This window comes from Rhodococcus sp. USK13 (assembly GCF_018343855.1).
Classification (GTDB): Bacteria; Actinomycetota; Actinomycetes; order Mycobacteriales; family Mycobacteriaceae; genus Rhodococcus_F; species Rhodococcus_F oxybenzonivorans.
Map to the genome: position 1 here is coordinate 5,724,987 of NZ_CP069242.1, position 18,723 is coordinate 5,743,709.

Below are 18,723 nucleotides of genomic sequence, written 5' to 3' on the forward strand. Positions count from 1 at the left end.
TCGCGTCGCTGACGCGCGATAGTGCTCTGAAACGGCCGTTCGGACGGGGACGATCATGACGCCACTGCAACGCTATATTGCTGAGGAGATCGCGGTCGACCATGCCGACGGACTCCTCACCCGACGAGAAGCGCTGCGAAGACTGGGCCTGATAGGCCTCGGTGTCGCTGCCGCCACCTCACTCCTCGCCGCCTGCACCAACGACCCAGGCACGACCGCGGCGAGCACCGCGTCCAGTGAGGCATCCCCACCACCCGGTGCGGCAGGCGCCGTCGCCACAAAATCGGTGACGCTACCCGGACCCGACGGACGAACCCTCCAAGGAGCCTGGGCGCCGGCGGACTCGCCCCGCGGAGCAGTGCTCGTCATCCATGAGAACAAGGGGCTCACCGACCATATTCGTTCGGTCGCAGGTCGATTCGCAGGAGCAGGGTACTCCGCTCTCGCCGTCGACTTGTTGTCGGAAGAGGGCGGCACCGCGTCCTTCACGGATCCCGCTCAGGCCACGGCGACACTGGCGAAGGTGCCGCCCGAACGCTTCGTGGCCGACATGAAGGCCGGCGTCGACGAACTCGAACGACGGGTGCCGAACAAAAAAACGGCCGCGGTCGGGTTCTGCTTCGGCGGTGGCATGGTGTGGCTACTTCTGGCCTCCGGTGAACCTCGACTGGCCGCCGCCGTCCCGTTCTACGGACCCCTGCCGGAGAACGCGAATTTTTCTGGTTCCCGTGCCGCGGTGCTGGCCATCTATGCGGAGCACGATGCCCGGGTGAACGCGAGCCGGGACGCCGCAGCCGCCGCATTGGCTCGTGCCGCACTGCCACACGAGATCGTCACGATTCCGGGTGCCGACCACGCCTTCTTCAACGACACCGGGCAGCGCTACAACCCCGCGGCAGCGAGCGATGCCTACGACCGGGTACTCGACTGGTTCGACGAATACGTGCGGTGAGGTGGGCGCATCAACAGCGCGGCCACCAAGAAGCAGAGCGCGCCCACGAACGTTCCGAGATCTGCAGCCACCGGATCGGCCGGCATGTCCGTTCCCGGCAGTATGAAGGAGGCGACGGCCGACACGCCGAACGCCACCGACCCGATCATGTTCAGCCAGGTGCTCCGCCAGTTGCGAGCATGGGGATCCCACAATTTGTCGGTTTCGGTCGTGGCCACTACCGCCAGGCCACTGGCAACGAGGAAGGCGGTAGACCCGAACAGGTCCGGCCGCCACTGCCACGCTTCGTCCTGTTCGACCGTCAGGTCGTGGACGAGTGCCACCCCCGTGCTGAGGTTGAACAGAAGAGTGCCGGCGAACTGAATCAGCGCCGCCCACCAGTCGTAGCGCTCGGCGCGTAAGGATTCGGCACCGGGCACCGGTCGTCCACTGAGTCGGAGCTGGATGTACGCGGCGGCCGTGAAGAACAGCGATCCCACGAAATACGTCGCATTGTCGATCTCCCGGCCGACAGCGTCCCCGTACACCTGCAGTGCTCCGAGCGCGAACAACACCGACCCGATCGCGAAACCCCACGATTCGCGGCGCATGACCGGTTCCCGACGTCGGAAGGTTCCGGCCTCACCCTGCGGCACGGTTGCCACACTTGCTCCGCATGCACCGGACCTTAGTCGAACGCCGAGCGCCTGGGATAAGGTCACCATCGTGACGACCGACCGAGCGCGGGTCGACCTGCGAACGAGGGTCGAGGCGGACGACGTCGCTGCGCGCGGCAACGCGCTGCGGGCATCCGTGCCGTCCAGCGCGCACGACCACCTCGCCGCCGGGGCAGAGCGGCCCGGAGTGCTCGAGTTCGTCGAGGCCACCAACGAGGGCAGGCTGACGTCTCTGCTGCCGCTGCGAATCGGACGAATGATCGCCTCCCCTTTCTCGTTCTTCCGAGGCGCTGCCGGCCTCATGGCAGCCGACCTCGCCGGTTCACCGGTCACCGGGTTGACGGCGCAACTGTGCGGCGACGCCCACGCCGCCAATTTCGGCCTGTACGGGACACCGGACGGACAGATCGTCATGGACATCAACGACTTCGACGAGACGCTCCCGGGTCCGTGGGAGTGGGACCTCAAACGTCTCGCCGCGAGCCTGGTCCTCGCCGGACGCGAGGGCAGTGTCTCCGAGCGCGGCTGCATCGAGGCCGCCGAGGATGCCGTCACCTCGTATCGGCGCACCATCCGCGAACTCGCCGAACAGCCATTCCTGCAGTCGTGGAACGCTCTCCCCGACAAGTCGGCGCTCGAACGGGCGAAAGCAGACGATCTTCTCGACGACTTCGACAAGGCCGCGCAGAAGGCCCGCCGCAACACCAGCGAAAAGGTGGCGGCCAAATGGACCGAGCACCTCGAAGACCACGAATCCGGGACACGGCGACGGCGATTCGTGGAGAACCCGCCGGTTCTCACACGTGTCGAACAGGCCACCGCCGATGCGGTGATCGATGGACTCGAATTCTATGTCGAGTCACTGCGCGAGTCGCGCCGCAACCTGATCACCCGGTTCGCCGTATCCGATGTCGCGTTCCGGATCGTCGGAACCGGGAGTGTGGGACTGCGCAGCTACATCGCCCTGCTGCAGGGCAACCGGGACGAGGCACTCGTCCTGCAGCTCAAGCAGGCGCGGCCGTCGGCACTGTCGCCGTACCTGCCTGTCAGCACGCCGAAACACGAAGGCAAGCGGATCGTGCACGGTGCCCGGCTGGTGCAGGCGGAGTCGGATATTCTCCTGGGCTGGACCACAATCGACGGCCTTCCCTACATCGTGCGACAGTTCCGGAACCTCAAAGGCGACATCGATCCCACCGGTCTCGCGCAGGACCATCTCGACGACTACGGCCGCCTGGCCGGCGCGCTCCTCGCACGTGCACATACCCGCTCGCTCGATCCGCGGCTACTCGCCGGCTACTTCGCCGGCGACGAAGAACTGGACGAAGCGATCGGGCGGTACGCCGTCCGCTACGCCGATCGAACCGAAGCTGACCACGCGGTCCTGGTCGACGCGGTGCACTCGGGACGGATCGCCGCCGACCCGGCCTGAGCTGGTGCGCCGTCATCGCTCACGGTCGGCTGAAATTCGCGTGCAGGGCGGAGTGTGGTGTGCCAGTGTCGGGGTATGACGACCACCACCGGCGGCATCACGATCAGGACGGCGACGGAGCAGGATTGGCCGAAGATCGTGCTGCTCAACGAAATCTGTTTCGCGACGCCGCAGACGCCGGAGCTCACAGCCTTCTGGAAAGGACTGGTGGGCGCCGACCGTCCTGTCATCGCACTGGACGGTGCTGACGTGGTGGGCGCCACCATGGACATTCCGATGACGGTCACCGTGCCCGGTGGTGTCGGCGTCTCGGCCGCCGGGATCACCGCGGTGACCGTTGCCCCCACACATCGCAGGCGGGGCATCCTTCGCGCGCTCTACACAGAACAACACGCGCGTATCCGGCGGTCGGGTGTGCCGTTGTCGATTCTGACCGCCAGCGAGGGCGGGATCTACGGCCGGTTCGGGTACGGTCCGACCACTGTCGAATCCACGGTCGGAATCGATCGCCGGTTCGCAGCACTACATCCGGATGTACCCGATCCCGGTGGTGTGCGCATGGTCCGCCCCGTCGAGGCGCGTCCGTCGATCACCAAAATTTACGACCGGTGGCAGCGACGTACACCCGGCGCCCAGGTACGCCCGGACAACGTGTGGGACCGAATTTTCGCCGACCCGGAGAACGAGCGCGGCGGCGGTACGAGCCTGTTCGGGCTGCTCCACGACGACGGGTACGTGCTCTACCGCTGCGTCTCCGGAGAGCACGGGACGACCGCGCGCGTCCAGGAGTTCCGCTCGGTCACCGACGACAGCCATATCGCCCTGTGGCGGGCCCTGCTCGGACTGGACCTCATGCGGCGGATCGAGGCCTCCGTTGTTCCCGACGATCCGCTGCCGTACCTGTTGACTGACAGCAGGCTGGTCCGTACGACCTCCCGTCACGACGAATTGTGGGTACGGATCATGGACGTTCCCGCCGCGCTGGAGGCTCGGGTATACCGGTGCGATCTCGACGTCGTGATGCAGGTCGACGATGGCTTCCTCGATGCCGGCGGCCGATTCGCGTTGCGCGTGCGGGACGGCCGCGCGGTGTGCACCCGCACCGAAGCGGACCCACAGGTGGTGCTCGCCCTGGACGTGCTGGGCAGCCTGTACCTTGGTGCGCACCGCGCACGCGCGTTCGCCGCAGCGACCAGGTTGTGGGCCGTCGACTCGTCAACCCTCGATGCCCTGGACCTCGCCTTCGGTTCCGAATACTCCGCGCAGATGGGCTGGGGGTTCTAGACCCGTTCGCCTGCGCACTGTTCCGGTGAGCGGACGCACCGCGGTCAGTTCTTCCGCTGAGCGGTCACACCCATGGTGGGTGCGTCCGTGGCGAAGTGTGATGTCGAACACGCACTTCTCACCCAATGGAGGGCGGGTGCGGTCACCGACACACTGCACGGCGCAATCCCGAACAGGGACCGTGTGGGTACCCGAGAGGACCCCGATGATAGATCCTGCTACCACGTCCATCGACTTGCCCGGAGAGACACCGAACTGGTCGCCGCGGCTACTTTTCTCCCTGGCCTCGATCATGCTGCTCCTGGAGATTCTCGCGGTCAGCTACATCATGATTTCGATGGCGGTTCCGGCGATTTCCCAGCACTACCACACTACGCAGGGCGCGTGGTTGCTCACCTCGTTCCTGCTGGTCGGAGCCGTCACCGGGCCCCTCCTCGGCAAATCGGCCGACGTGTACGGAAAGCGCAAGATTTTGCTGGCGTGCACGTTCATTGCCGCACTCGGATCCTTCGTCTCCGCGGTCGCGCCCAGCTACGCGGTCTTGATCGTGGGCCGGTCGCTGTCCGGCGTGCTGATTCCCTGCATCTTCCTGAGCTACTCCTTGATCAGGGACATCTTCCCGCCGAAAACCGTCGCCCTCTCGGTCAGTGTCGCTACCAGCGGCATGGGCCTCATCGCCATCCCCGCGCCGTTTCTCACCGGCTGGTTCCTCGACAATCACGGCTTCCGCAGCATCTTCTGGTTCTTCGTCGTCGGACTCGGCGTCGTCGGTGTGCTCATCATGCTCAGCACGGACGAATCACCGGTACGTCTGCAGTCGAGGATGGACGTCCTCGGTGCGGTCCTCCTCGGCGGCGGCATCGCGGGCATTCTGATCGCGGTCAGCTTCGGACCGATCTGGGGTTGGTCGAACGCGTCGACGCTCGCCTTCCTTGCCGGCGGCGTCGCGTTGGTGGCGGCCTGGCTCGTCTCCGCCCGGATCGTGCGGGAACCCCTCGTCGACCTCGACGTCCTCCGCAGGCGGCCGATCCTGCTGACGTCGATGGGCTCCGGGCTCGCGTACGGCTGCAGTGCGCTGTTCACCATCCTGCTCCCGATGATGGCCATGACTCCCGCGATTTTGGGGTTGGGTTACGGGTTCGGGGTCAGCGCCGAAGGATTCGCGATCTTTCAGGTTCCGTTGGGGGGCATGGTGGTGGTCGGCGGCATCGTCGTCGGCATCCTGGTCGGCAAGAACGTCCCACCTCGCCTGTTGATGATCGTGGGCCTGTTGTTCATGTCGGCCGGATTCCTGCTCACCGCCCAGCTGCACGACTCCAAAGCGCTGCTTCTGATCTTCGCCGGCCTGACCGGCACAGGCATGGGGCTGGCCTACGCAGCGGTGCCGAACCTGCTGATCGAGGCCGTTCCGCCGCAACTGCAGGCCACCACGGCGAGCATCGTGAGCGTGACACAGAGCATCGTCGCCGCAGTCCTGCCGGTGGTCGCGTTCACGGTGATGAACAACTCGTACATCGCCCCGATCCCGCCGGAGGTGACGCAGGGCGCAATCCTGTACACCGACAGAGGATTCCAGGTCGCATTCCTGATCGGCGCCGCAGCGGCGGCCGTGGGAGCGATCCTCGCCGCGCTGATTCCCCGCAGAATCGATCAGGTCGACGCTCCCCCGGCAGTGATCGTCCACGAGGGCGAGCCAGTGCTGAATCGCTGATCACGGCCCTTCCTTTGCCGGGCGAATGTACCTTCGGACGCACTGGTCGCGTCGAACGGTACATTCGCCCGGAGTTCGCCACGGGGATACCGTGGAGACGTGCTTCCCGTCATCGACCTCGCCGACCTGGACACCCCCGCCGGGCGTGAGCGGCTGCGGGAGGTCACCCATCACGTCGGGTTCTTCTACCTCGACGGTCACGGCGTCGATCGCCGCCTCCTCGACGGGGTGTTCTCGGTTGCCCGGGAGTTCTTCGCGCTGCCCGAAGAGTCGAAGATGTCGATCGCCATGATCGACAGTCCCCATTTCCGGGGCTACAACCGGCTGGGCGGTGAACTGACCAACGGCGAGATCGACTGGCGTGAACAGATCGACATCGGACCGGAACGGGACCCGGTTCCGGATGCGACCGACTACTTGCGGTTGCAGGGCCCGAACCAGTGGCCCGCAGCACTACCCGCGCTGAAGTCCACAATCGAGCAGTTCGACGCGGCACTGGCCGAGGTCGGGATGCGTCTGCTCCGACACTGGGCAGCCTCCCTCGACGCCGATCCGGGCATCTTCGACGACGCCTTCGCCCACGCCCCGGCCACACTCATCAAAGTGGTGCGGTACCCGCCACGGCCGAGCGACGATCACACCGGTGAGCAGGGTGTGGGCGCCCACAAGGACTCAGGCGTCCTCACCCTCCTGCTCCTCGAGCCCGGCTCGACGGGACTGCAGGTGGAGAGTGAGGACGGCAACTGGATCGACGCTCCGGCGCGCGCGGGCTCGTTCCTGGTCAACATCGGCGAACTACTCGAGGTGGCGACGGGTGGATATCTGCGGGCAACCCGACACCGGGTGCTCACACCGGCGGGGGCACCGGAGCGGCTGTCGGTGCCGTACTTCCTCAATCCCGCACTCGACGCGGCCGTTCCGACGATTCCGCTGCCCCCGCACCTGGCGTCGCGAGCCCGGGGAGTCGAACGGGACCCTGCCAACCCGTTGTACCGCACATACGGCGAGAACGCGTGGAAGAGCCGGACCCGCGCGCACCCCGACGTTTTCCGCCGCTGGTATCCGAAAGAGGCGGGGTGCAAACTGGACTGATGGCGGCGGAGCAGACGGAACGCGAAGACAAATACGACGTGAGCCTCGACTTCGTCGTACCGGCTCTCGGAGACCTGGTTCCCGACCAGGGCCGGGAAGACATCGATACCATCCGGCTCGACAGTGTCTACTTCGACACCGCCGACCGTGACCTTCTCCGTCACCATCTGACGCTTCGCCGCCGCTCGGGGGACGACGACCTCGGATGGCAACTCAAGGTGCCCGCAGGCGACGCCCGCACCGAGGTCCGGCTTCCGCCGACCGGCGACGAGTCCGTCCCGGACGAGCTGGCGAACGCGGTGTCGGGTGTGGCGCTCGGCAAACCTCTTCTGCGAGTGGCTTCGCTCTCGACCGTCCGGCGGCGCCACCGTGTGGTCGACTCCGATGGCAACTCGCTGGCCGAACTGGCAGACGATTCGGTGCGCGCCACCGCAACCGCCCACAACGGTGGAGCCATTGCCAGTCAGTGGCGCGAAGTCGAGGTCGAACTCGGCGATCACGGGCAAGAACGACTGCTGCGCGACATCGGTGGCCGCCTCGTTCGGAGCGGGGCGCACACGTCGTCGTACGCGTCGAAACTGGCTCGCGCTCTGGCACTCGAGCCGCACCGCGCGGACGACGATTCCGAGAACCCGGCACGGCGAGCGCTCACCGACTATCTCGGCACCCAGATCGACGAAATCGTTGCGGGTGATGTGTGGCTGCGCCGCGGACTCGACCCGATACACGCCACCCGCGTGGCCATTCGCCGGTTCCGCAGCACTCTTCGCGTGTTCAAGGATCTGGTCGACCCGGACGCTCGGTCGAGGCTCGAGGACGAACTCGTCTGGTACGCGGGGCTACTCGGCGAGGTGCGCGATCGTCAGGTGCAACGGCACCGGCTCGGGGAATTGGTCGCCGGCATGCCCGCCGAGCTGGTCATGGGTCCCGTCGCCGCACGAATCGAACAGGACCTGCTGGGGGAACAGCTGCATTGCCTGACCGTCGTCATGTCCGCTCTCGACGACGCACGCTACCGCGACCTTCTCGTGACGCTCGCGCAATGGCGTACGGCCCCACCCTTGACCATCGAACCCGGCGCCGGTCCGAAAGTGATCGCGAAGGCTGTCAAGCGCGCCGGGCGCAAGGCACGGAAACGACTCACTGCCGCTGTAGCCGATTCCGACGCGACGGAGTTGCACCGCGCCCGGAAAGCGGCCAAACGCGCCAGGTACGCGGCCGAGCTGGCCACACCACTGCTCGGCGGGAAAGCAGAGAAAAAGGTGTCCGAGTACAAGCACGTCCAGAAGGTGCTCGGTGAGCACCAGGACAGCGTGCTCGCCGCCGACAACCTTCGCGCTCTCGGAGCGCGCGCCGGAGTTACGGAGGGCGAGAACGGGTTTACCTTCGGCCTGCTGTACGCACTCGAACTCGAGAATGCCCGGCAAGCCCGCGCGGACGCCGCCCATCTCGTGAAGTGATCGAGTCGGCGAGTACAGTCGCTTCGGTGTTGTTCCTGACTTCTCGACGCTACGTCGACCTCCGGCTGCAGGCGAGCGCCATCTGTCCGCGCCCGCTCTGACGGACCCTTCTCACAACTCTCAGGAACCTTCCCCGCCGCATCCTGCCTTACCAGGCATCGGCTGACGGCTTCATGCGAAAGGCACACCCATGCCCAGTTCCGCGCTGTCCACGCGCGCCGAGAACACCTCTCGGCGCCTACCGAAATGGGCCGGCTCGTTCGGCCCGCAGATCGTCGCCGGCCTCGTCGTCGGCGTCATCCTCGGGCTTGTCGCCCGAAGCCTCCCCGCGGCCGCCGACGGCAACGAGAACTGGCTCGTCGGCACCGTCCACACCATCGGCACGAGCTACGTCAAACTCCTCACCGTTGCGGTGATCCCGCTGGTGTTCACCGCCATCGTCAGTTCGATCGCCAACTTGCGGGAAGTGGCCAACGCCGCCCGGCTGGCGGTGCAGACCCTTCTGTGGTTCGCGATCACCGCATTCATCGCGGTGGTCATCGGAATCGTCGTCGGGCTCCTCACGCAGCCCGGTGCCCATACGACGGTGTCCGGCGAAGGCAAGGAGCCGGCGACCACCGGATCGTGGTGGGCGTTCGTCACCGGTTTGGTGCCCAGCAACTTCCTGGGCCTGGGCGCGAAAACGACTGTCACCGAGGGCGTCGCGAGCACGTCACTGAGCTTCAACGTCCTGCAACTGCTGGTCGTGGCCGCCGCCATCGGTATCGCCGCGCTGAAGGTCGGGGCCAAGGCGGAGCCGTTCCTGCAGTTCAATGCCTCGCTGCTGGCGATCGTGCAGAAGGTGCTGTGGTGGATCATCCGCCTTGCTCCGATCGGCACCGCCGCACTGATTGCCAATGCGGTGGCCACCTACGGCTGGGATGCCATCGGCTCGCTCGGCTGGTTCACCGCAGCCGTCTACATCGGGCTGGCGCTGGTGTTCTTCGTCGTCTACCCGGTGCTGATACGTGCGCACGGGCTGTCGGTGCGCGCCTTCTACTCCGGTGTGTGGCCCGCCACCCAGCTCGGGTTCGTCTCCCGGTCGTCGATCGGCACACTCCCCCTCACCGAGCGCGTCACCGAACGCAATCTCGGCGTTCCCCGCGAGTATGCGTCGTTCGCGGTCCCTCTGGGAGCGACCACCAAGATGGACGGCTGCGCCGCCGTGTACCCCGCCATCGCCGCGATCTTCGTTGCCGAGTTCTATGGGGTGCCGCTGTCCGTCACCGACTATCTGCTGATCGTGGTGGTGTCGGTAATCGGGTCGGCAGCCACCGCAGGCACCACCGGTGCCACGGTCATGCTGACGCTGACCCTGTCGACGCTGGGACTGCCCCTCGCCGGAGTGGGCCTCCTGCTCGCCGTCGAACCGATCGTCGACATGGGCCGCACCGCGGTGAACGTCACCGGTCAAGCACTCGTCCCGACGATCGTCGCCAAGCGTGAAGGCATCCTCGACGAGGCCCGGTACAACGCCGAACGTCACGGTGATCCCTTCGCCGAGGACGAAGACACGGTCGAGGCCGCCGCGTAGTGAAAGGTCGACGAGGGCCTTCTCCGCGTGGAAGGCTCTCGTCCATGGCCGACGTCAACGCGTGGAAGCGGCGAATCATCACCCAGTTCCAGAAGCGGGTCCTCAACCCGCTCACCACCCGGTTGCCGAGCCAGACTCTTCTGGAGACCGTCGGACGGTCGAGCGGTCAACCACGGGTCACCCCGATCGGCGGGCGGCGAACCGGCAACCAGTTCTGGCTCGTCGCCGAGCACGGCGGCCAGTCGAATTACATCCGCAACATCCGCGCGAACAACGCCGTGCGGCTGCGACTGCACGGCACCTGGCACACCGGCACCGCAACTGTGCTGCCCGACGACGACGCCGTCGCCCGGCTGGCGCAGCTCCCGCGGCTCAACAGCGCGGCGGTCCGGGCGGTCGGCACCGACCTCCTGACCGTGCGGATCGATCTCACCGACTGAGATGCCCTCACATCCCCCACGGAATAGTCATCCGCACCCGCAGAAGCGTCGGCACCCGACCAAAGTCCGTGCATCTACGAGTCGGCCCAGCGTCCTGGCCAGGTGTGACATTCGCAACTAGGTGTTCTGCCCGCACGCCGGGAGCGGATTTGCCGGCGCTCCACTGCTGGGAAACGAGCCGCTTGCAGTGGGGACTTAGCCTCCGCTAATCTGCGGTTTCGCGTGGACTCGTCAGGGTCCGCACCACAGACAACGACGTCTGCCTCACCGGCGTATCGGTTCGGGGCCGGTTCTCCGCCGTGATCCTCTCGCCGACGCCACCCGTGTGCTGCACGGACCCCATTTCGGCGAGTATCGCGAGGAGACAGTCGGTTGAAGACGAGTGCCAGTGAGTTCGGCCTGTACGACAAGACGCTCGACAAGAGCAGCTGCGGCGTGGGCTTCATCACCCGCAAGGATGGCGTGCAGACCCCGGAGATTCTCACCCTGGGCAACGAGGCCCTGTGTGCTGTTCCTCACCGTGGTGGCATGTCGGCCGAGGGCGTCGGCGACGGGGCCGGAATCTGTGTCGACCTCTCGGTGCCCTTCTTCCGCGCCCTCACCGGGCGGGGTGAGCTGGAAGCCGGCCGCTTCGGTGTCGGCAACTTCTTCCTCCCCACCGACGTCGCGTTCCACGCCGACGCCGAGGCCGTCATCGAGCAGGCACTCGCCGCGCAGGGCTTCGAGGTGCTGCTCGAACGTGACGTCCCCGTCGACGCCACCGTCCTGCGTCCGGCCGCGATCAAGTACCAGCTGCCCATTCGGCAGTGGGTGTTCACCGCTCCCGAGGCGTGTACGGACGGGGTCGAGTTCGACCGCCGCATCCACGATGCCCTGCTCGCCATCGAGGCCGTCGCCTACACCCGGCCCGACCTCGCCGGGATGTACCCGCTCTCGCTCAGCGCCCGCACCCAAGTGCTCAAGGGTCGCCTCAATTCGCACGAGGTGATCCCGTACTTCTGCGACCTGGTCGATCCGGCGCACGCCGTTCACACCCTCTTCTTCCACACCCGGTTCTCCACGAACACCGACCCGCACCCGACGATGGCGCAGCCGTTCCGGCTCATGGCGCACAACGGCGAACTCAACACCGACAAGAAGAACCGGCTCTCCGAGACGGCCGTGGCCCGTGCCCGGAACCGGGAGATCGTGCGTCCGCACGGCCAGTCGGATAGCTGCCGTCTCGATCAGACGCTGCAGAGCCGGGTCGTCGAGGACGGCCTCGACCTCGTCACCGCCGTGGTGTCGATGATGCCCCCGGCGTGGGAAAACGACACGAACCTCTCCCCCGAGGTGCGGGCAATGCTCGAGTACTTCTCGCTCTACGAGGAGAAAAACGACGGCCCGGCCGCGGTCATCTTCGGGAACGGCACCGTCGTCGGAGCGCGCCTCGACCGCCTGGGGCTGCGTCCGCTGCGCAGCGTGGAAACCGACGACTTCCTGTGCGTCACCTCGGAGGCCGGGCAGATCGACTTCGACCCCGAGACGGTGCGTCACCGCGGCCGCATCGAGGCGGGCGGCATGCTGTACTTCGACCACCGCGAGGGCCGCGCGTACTCCTCCGACGAGGCGCTCGAGTTGCTGGCCGCACGGCACGATTACCGCGCCCTCGTCGCCGAGGCGCGCCGCACGATCGACGCCCTGCCCGAGGTGGAGGCCGAGCCCGGCCCACTGCGTTACAACGGCGACCTGGAACGCCATCAGCGGTACGTCGCGTACTCGCACAACCAGGAAAGCTTCAAGTTCATGATGGACCCGATGCTGGCTTCGGGTCAGGAGAAGATCTCCGCGATGGGCTACGGCAACGCCATCAACGCACTGTCCGATCAGGAAGGCGGTGTGGCCAAGTACTTTTCGCAGCGCTTCGCACAGGTCACCAACCCGTCACTGGACAGCATCCGGGAGTCGGACGGCATGACTCTGCGAGTCGCGCTGGGCGCCAAGCTGCACAGTGGTGCGGAGTCTGCCCCGCAGATCGTGGTGCCGTCGCCGATCCTCACTCATCTGGACATGCTGCGGATCCGCAAGCAGACCGACACACCGGTGCAGCGTTTTCCGATGCTGTACAGCCCTGTTCCCGGCGACGCCGCTGCCAACGCGGCCGCGCTCGAGGCGGCGGTGGACGGGTTGTGCGACGAGGTGGAGGCATTCGCCCGGGAGCGCGGCGGCATCGCGATCCTCACGGACCGGCACGTCGCCACGGACCGCGCGGCCCTGCCGATGATCATCGCGATCTCGGCCGTCAATCAGCGGCTGATCGAGGCGGGTCTGCGCCTGCGGGTGTCGGTGGTGGCCGAGAGCGGGCAGATTTCGTCCTCGCACCACGTCGCCGCTGCCCTGGGGTTCGGCGCCGCCGCGATCTACCCCCTCGCCGTCCGGTTGCGGGCCGAGGAGAAGTTCGCGGACAACGCGGACGAGGCGTTCACCCGCTTCGCCAAGGCGGCCGAGAAGTCGTTGATGAAGACGATGGGCCGGGTGGGTCTGTGCACCGCCGAAAGCTACATCGGCGGTGAGTTCTTCGAACCCAACTACCTCGACACCGACGACCCGGTCCTGCGCCGCTTCTTCGCGAACGTCAAGACGCCCGTGGGCGGCGTGGGATTCGCCGTGATCGCCCAGGCCGTCGCCGACTGGCACGCAAAGGCTGCGACCGTCACCGGGGAAAAGGACGTCCCCCTGCTCGGCCTCTTCAAGGAACGCGCAGAAGGTGCCGGGCACTCGTACGGCACGGCTGCCGTGCGCGGTTTCGTCGACCTCACCGAGGAACCGATCGCCTTCGACACCGCCGGCACCCAGGACCACACCGAGTCCCTCCGCCTGCTTCCCTTGAACCGGCTCGAGGACGCGTTCGGTCTCGACGACGACGCCTACCGCAACGCCGGCTTCCAAAAGCTCACCCCCGAGGCGATCGACGGGTTCGAAATCACACCCGGCTACCGGGCATTCATCCGGACCATGGCCGAGGAGCGCACCCGTCGCCCCGCCGCACTGCGGGACGTTCTCGACCTGCCCGCCGACGTCACATTCCTCACCACCGCGCAGGAGTTCCGCCGGCAAATGGGCCGGTTCTCCCGTAAGGGCAACAACAGCTTCGCGGTCCGTGGGCTCGCCTCCGAGCAGGTCGGGGACGACGAGTTCCGCCTGCGGCTCACCGGCCCGCACGCCGGCGAACCCACCGTGCTTGCCGCACTGGGCGAGTCACTGGTCCTGCGGTTCGGCGACCACCTGTGCGAGCACCGGATCGACGGTGACGCCCTGGTGGTACGGGCGTCCGGAGAGGCACTGCGATGCCTGGCCTTGCTGCGCCCCGCACCGCCCAGCATCCCGCTCGCCACGGTCCAGAAGGCCAGTGAGATCACGCCGTTCCTCACCTCCGGGGCCATGAGCCACGGCGCGCTGAACTCCAATGCGCACGAGGCTGTCGCGCACGGCACCAACATGGTCGGCGGAATGTCGAACAGCGGTGAGGGCGGCGAGCACATCTCCCGCTACGGCACCATCCGCGGTTCGCGGATCAAGCAATTCGCTTCGGGCCGATTCGGTGTGTGGGCCGGCTACCTGGCCGATCCCATGCTCGAAGAGCTGGAGATCAAGATCGCGCAGGGCGCCAAGCCCGGTGAGGGCGGGCAGCTGCCCGCCCCCAAGGTGACCGTCGAGATCGCGGCTGCGCGCGGCGGCACCCCCGGCGTCGAACTGGTCTCCCCGCCCCCGCACCACGACACCTACTCGATCGAGGATCTGGCTCAGCTGATCCACGACTGCAAGGCCGCGCGGGTCCGCGTGATCGTCAAGCTGGTGTCGTCGGAGGGCATCGGGACCATTGCGGTCGGTGTCGCGAAGGCGGGCGCAGATGTCATCAACGTCGCCGGCAACACCGGCGGCACCGGTGCCGCTGCGGTCACCAGCCTCAAGTACGCGGGGCGTTCCGCCGAGATCGGCGTGGCCGAGGTTCACCAGGCGCTGTGCGTTAACGGCTTACGGCAGAAGGTGCTGCTCCGGTGTTCCGGCGCGCACCAGACGGCGAGTGACGTGGTGAAGTCTGCGCTTCTCGGGGCCGACAGCTTCGAGTTCGGGACCACCGCGCTGATGATGCTCAAGTGCGTCATGGCCAAGAACTGCAACGTCAAGTGCCCCGCCGGCCTCACCACCAACCCGGAACTGTTCGACGGTGACCCGCGGGCGATGGCGCAGTACCTGCTCAACATCGCCCACGAGACGCGGGAGGTGCTCGCCGAACTGGGCATGACCTCGCTGCGAGAGGCTCGCGGCCGGTCCGACCTGCTGCACCTGCTCGATCACCCGTCGAGCGTCGGCCAGCTCGACCTGCGGGCGATGCTCGCTGTAGTCGACGAGGTCACGATCGGTGATCCGGTATACCTCGAGAAGGACTACACGCTCGACGACGGCTGGCTCGTCCAGTTGCGGGCGGCCCTGGTCGAGCAGGGCGAGCGCACCGTCGACCTCGGTGACGGTGTACGACTGAGCAACCGCAACAAGAGCGTCGGCGCACAGTTGGCCGTCGACATCGAGCGCATGCTCAATCACGAACTGACCGAACAGGATCTGCCGGCGGTACTGCGTGACGAGCGCGGTCGCGGCTACCTGCGCGAGGGCAGTGTCCGGATCGCCACCTCCGGGTCCGCCGGCCTGTCGTACGGTGCGTTCTGCAACGACGGAATGTCTCTGGTCCACACAGGCACCGCCAACGACGGTGTCGGCAAGGGTGCGTGTGGCGGCAGCATCGTCGTCCGCTCCCCCGGGGGCGGGTCGACCGCGGCCGGTGGCAACGTGCTGATCGGCAACTTCGCGTTGTTCGGGGCCACCGGCGGACGCCTGTTCGTCGAGGGTCAGGCCGGTGACCGCTTCGCCGTCCGCAACTCGGGCGCCACCGCAGTGGTGGAGGGCGTCGGCGACTTCGCCTGCGAGTACATGACCAACGGCGCGGTGCTCAACCTCGGCGGGTTCGGCAAGGGTGTCGGCAACGGCATGAGCGGTGGGTTCGTCTACCAGTACGACCCCGAGGGCAAGCTCGCCGGCAAGGCCAGTGCCGATTCCATCCTGCTCGGTGCGATCACCGGTGACGACGAGCACGCGGCACTGCACCACCATGCTGTGCACCTGCTGCTCGGCTGGCACCTCGAGGCCACCGGGTCCGCGAAGGCGGCCTGGCTTCTCGAGAACTGGGAGACCGAACAGCACAACTTCGTGTACGGCATGCCGCGTGCACTGCTGCAGTACCAGGACAGCGACGAGATCCTGAAAGCCAAGTCGCGCAAGGACTTGGCCGACGAACTCGCGGCCGCGCTGGTGGCCCACCAGGTGCGCAAGTTCAAGCTGGACTACCGCGACGGACGCGCAGTTCTGGGCGGCGCCGTTCCCGGCTACGGCGAGGCCGACACCGAAGCCATGTTCGCGCTGCTCAACAACTACACGGTGCTCAATGCCGCGCAGGAAATGGCGCTGTCGAAGTTGCCGGGCGCCACCGACCCGTCCGATCCGGCGGTCGACAAGGCCGTGCGCAATCTGCTGCTCACCGAGGACTTCTTCCTGATGCAGCGACTGCAGCGGTACGCCCGCGAAGCCCTGAAGGATTACAGCGACGAGGACCTGGCGGTGATGGTGGCGGCCAAGCGCCTCGCCGACTACAAGGACGCCCTGCGCAAACGCAACGTCCGGTCCATCGACGCGCCCGGCACGTACGGCTGGATCCTGCACCAGGATGCGAAGAACGTCGACAAGATCGGCCGGCTGCCCGGCTTCGAGGAACTGTTCGCTCAGCACGCTCTGCCCGACCTGATCCCCACGAAGGACGCTGTTCCCTCATGAAAATGCCGTACATCCCTCAGGACGCGCCGTTCAGCGACGATCAGCGCGTGTGGCTCACCGGCTTCCTGGCCGGAATGAGTTCGCGTCTCGCGGTCGGCAGCAGCTCCGCCGCACCCGCCGCCTCCGGTGGGCAACTCCCCGCTGTCCACGTGCTGTACGGCAGCCAGACCGGCAATGCCGAGGGCGTCGCGGAAGATGCTGCCGCCGCGGCACGTTCGCACGGCTTCGCCCCGGTGGTCAGTGCGCTCGACGACGTCGAGGTCGACGCCCTGGCGTCGATGCAGCGTGTTCTCGTCGTCACCTCCACCTACGGTGAGGGCGAGATGCCCGACAACGCGGAACTGTTCTGGCAGGCACTGTCTGCCGAGACCGCGCCCCGTCTCGAGGCCACGGACTTCGCGGTGCTCGCACTCGGTGACACCGGTTACGACGGGTACTGCCAGGCCGGCAAGATGATCGACACCCGGCTCGAGCAGCTCGGCGCCCGCCGCGTCACTCCGCGCGTCGACTGCGACGTCGACTACGAGGACGCCGCTGCCGCATGGGTGGCGGAAACGTTGCCGTTGTTGGCGGCAGTCGAGGGCATTCGCGGGGAGTCGCCGGTGGCCGATGTCGCGACACCGGACGCGAAGCCCGCGCGTAAGCGTTCGCAGTGGAATCGCAAGAACCCCTATGTGTCCACGCTGGCCGTCAATCAGAGACTGTCGGGTGACGCCTCCGCGAAGGAGATCCGGCACTACGAGTTCGCGCTCGCCGACAGCGGTCTCGAGTACGAGGCCGGCGACGCCCTGGGTGTGATGCCGGTCAACGATCCGCAGCTCGTGGACGCTTTGGTGTCACGGCTCTGCATTCCTGCCGACGCCGCCGTCACCGGCAAGGAACGCCCGTTCAGCGATCTGCTGATGCATAGCTACGAAATCTCCACGCCGTCGCACGAGTTCCTCGACGAGATCGAGAAGCGGGCCGGAAACGACGAACTGACTCACGTTCTCCGGCACGGCGACAAGGAGGCACTCGACGCGTGGCTGTGGGGTAAGGACGTCCTTGATCTGCTCCTCCTCGCTCCCGCGCTGTCGATGACCGCCGACGAGTTCGTGGGCGTGCTCAAGCCGTTGCAGCACCGCGCGTACTCCATCTCGTCGAGTCCCCTCGCCGACCCGGGCAGCGTGCACCTCACCGTGGCCAGCGTCCGGCACACCTCCGCGGGGCGCGACCGCGGCGGTGTGTGCTCGACCTACCTGGCCGACCGCGTCGCCGAGGGCGGTACCGGTGGAATCTTCGTGTCGAAGAACAAGTCGTTCCGCGTGCCCGCCGACGACCACGCGCCGATGATCATGGTCGGCCCCGGAACCGGGATCGCACCGTTCCGCGCGTTTCTGCAGGAACGCCGGGCGCGGGGCGCGGCGGGACGCAACTGGCTGTTCTTCGGTGACCAGCACCGCGCGTCCGACTACATCTACGAGGACGAGATCGGCGCCATGAGCGACAGCGGTCTCCTCACCCGCCTGGACCTGGCCTTCTCCCGCGACCAGGCCGAGAAGGTGTATGTCCAGAACCGAATGCTCGAAAACGGCAAGGAGCTCTTCGCCTGGCTCGAGGACGGCGGCCACTTCTACGTGTGTGGCGACGCCACCCGCATGGCGAAGGACGTCGACCGCGCGCTGCACCAGGTGATCGCCACCCACGGCGGTCTCTCGGCCGAGGACGCGTCGGAGTACGTCAACAAGCTCAAGAAGGACAAGCGCTACCTACGCGACGTGTACTGAGCACGGCCGCACCGACTTACGAGGAGAAGCAAGAACCATGGCAGTGGTGATTCTGTACGGTAGCGAGGGCGGTACCGCCGAACTGGTTGCCGATCATCTCGCCGACGTGCTCGGCGCCTACGACGACACGTCCCTGTACGACATGATGGAGTACGACGCCGGCGATCTCGACCCGGAGAACTTCCACGTCATCGTGTGCTCCACCTACGGTGAGGGTGAATTGCCCACCGGCGCTGAACCTTTCTTCGAAGGACTCGACGAGGACGAACCGGACCTGAACGGATTGCGCTTCGCGCTCTTCGGCCTCGGCGACAAGGTCTACGAAGACACCTACAACCGGGGCGGCGAAATCCTCGCCGAAAAGCTCGTCTCGCTCGGCGCCGTCCAGGTGGGCGAACACGGCCGGCACGACGGCTCGAGCAGCATCCGCCCCAAGGACCAGGCCGAGGAATGGGCCAAGATCATCGGCGAGGAATTTCTGGGATAGCCGCC

The 18,723-nt window shown here is 66.8% G+C and carries 12 protein-coding genes; 11 read left to right on the forward strand and 1 reads right to left on the reverse strand.

Annotated features, from left to right (window positions below; translation table 11 throughout):
* Window positions 1-55 precede the first annotated feature (55 nt).
* Window positions 56-952 carry a dienelactone hydrolase family protein gene (locus tag JQT59_RS28840; RefSeq protein WP_213572954.1) on the forward strand — a complete coding sequence of 299 codons (897 nt, stop codon included), beginning with the start codon at window positions 56-58 and terminating at the stop codon, window positions 950-952.
* Here JQT59_RS28840 and JQT59_RS28845 read toward each other — a convergent pair.
* Complete coding sequence (locus JQT59_RS28845) at window positions 910-1,542, reverse strand: hypothetical protein (protein WP_213578184.1); 633 nt, start codon at window positions 1,540-1,542, stop codon at window positions 910-912. The two genes, JQT59_RS28840 and JQT59_RS28845, sit on opposite strands and share 43 nt — an antisense overlap.
* A gap of 115 nt (window positions 1,543-1,657) precedes the next feature.
* On the opposite strand from JQT59_RS28845, the gene JQT59_RS28850 reads away from it, so the two are divergent.
* The 10 genes from JQT59_RS28850 to JQT59_RS28895 all read left to right on the forward strand — a co-directional run bounded on the left by JQT59_RS28850 (window position 1,658) and on the right by JQT59_RS28895 (window position 18,718).
* Entirely contained in the window at window positions 1,658-3,040 is a 1,383-nt protein-coding gene (locus tag JQT59_RS28850) for a DUF2252 domain-containing protein (protein ID WP_213572955.1), read from the forward strand.
* A 75-nt stretch (window positions 3,041-3,115) separates the two neighbouring features.
* The gene (locus JQT59_RS28855) at window positions 3,116-4,324 is read left to right on the forward strand and encodes an enhanced intracellular survival protein Eis (protein ID WP_213572956.1); all 1,209 of its coding nucleotides are present in this window, start codon (window positions 3,116-3,118) and stop codon (window positions 4,322-4,324) included.
* 205 nt (window positions 4,325-4,529) lie between these two features.
* Window positions 4,530-6,035 (forward strand): MFS transporter, encoded by a 1,506-nt coding sequence (locus JQT59_RS28860; RefSeq protein WP_213572957.1) that lies wholly within the window; start codon window positions 4,530-4,532, stop codon window positions 6,033-6,035.
* A gap of 99 nt (window positions 6,036-6,134) precedes the next feature.
* Window positions 6,135-7,127: an isopenicillin N synthase family dioxygenase gene (locus JQT59_RS28865; protein WP_213572958.1), complete on the forward strand. Its 993-nt coding sequence runs from the start codon at window positions 6,135-6,137 to the stop codon at window positions 7,125-7,127.
* Window positions 7,127-8,587: a CYTH and CHAD domain-containing protein gene (locus JQT59_RS28870; protein WP_213572959.1), complete on the forward strand. Its 1,461-nt coding sequence runs from the start codon at window positions 7,127-7,129 to the stop codon at window positions 8,585-8,587. The genes JQT59_RS28865 and JQT59_RS28870 overlap by 1 nt, the downstream gene beginning before the upstream one ends.
* Window positions 8,588-8,777: 190 nt before the next feature.
* The gene (locus JQT59_RS28875) at window positions 8,778-10,160 is read left to right on the forward strand and encodes a dicarboxylate/amino acid:cation symporter (protein WP_213572960.1); all 1,383 of its coding nucleotides are present in this window, start codon (window positions 8,778-8,780) and stop codon (window positions 10,158-10,160) included.
* A 44-nt stretch (window positions 10,161-10,204) separates the two neighbouring features.
* Complete coding sequence (locus JQT59_RS28880) at window positions 10,205-10,600, forward strand: nitroreductase/quinone reductase family protein (RefSeq protein WP_213572961.1); 396 nt, start codon at window positions 10,205-10,207, stop codon at window positions 10,598-10,600.
* A 372-nt stretch (window positions 10,601-10,972) separates the two neighbouring features.
* The gene (locus JQT59_RS28885) at window positions 10,973-16,465 is read left to right on the forward strand and encodes a glutamate synthase-related protein (protein ID WP_213572962.1); all 5,493 of its coding nucleotides are present in this window, start codon (window positions 10,973-10,975) and stop codon (window positions 16,463-16,465) included.
* A complete protein-coding gene (locus JQT59_RS28890; protein ID WP_213572963.1) occupies window positions 16,462-18,231 on the forward strand; it encodes a sulfite reductase subunit alpha in 1,770 nt (589 codons plus the stop codon). The genes JQT59_RS28885 and JQT59_RS28890 overlap by 4 nt, the downstream gene beginning before the upstream one ends.
* 37 nt (window positions 18,232-18,268) lie before the next feature.
* Window positions 18,269-18,718 carry a flavodoxin domain-containing protein gene (locus tag JQT59_RS28895; protein ID WP_208962239.1) on the forward strand — a complete coding sequence of 150 codons (450 nt, stop codon included), beginning with the start codon at window positions 18,269-18,271 and terminating at the stop codon, window positions 18,716-18,718.
* The last annotated feature ends 5 nt before the right edge of the window (window positions 18,719-18,723 follow it).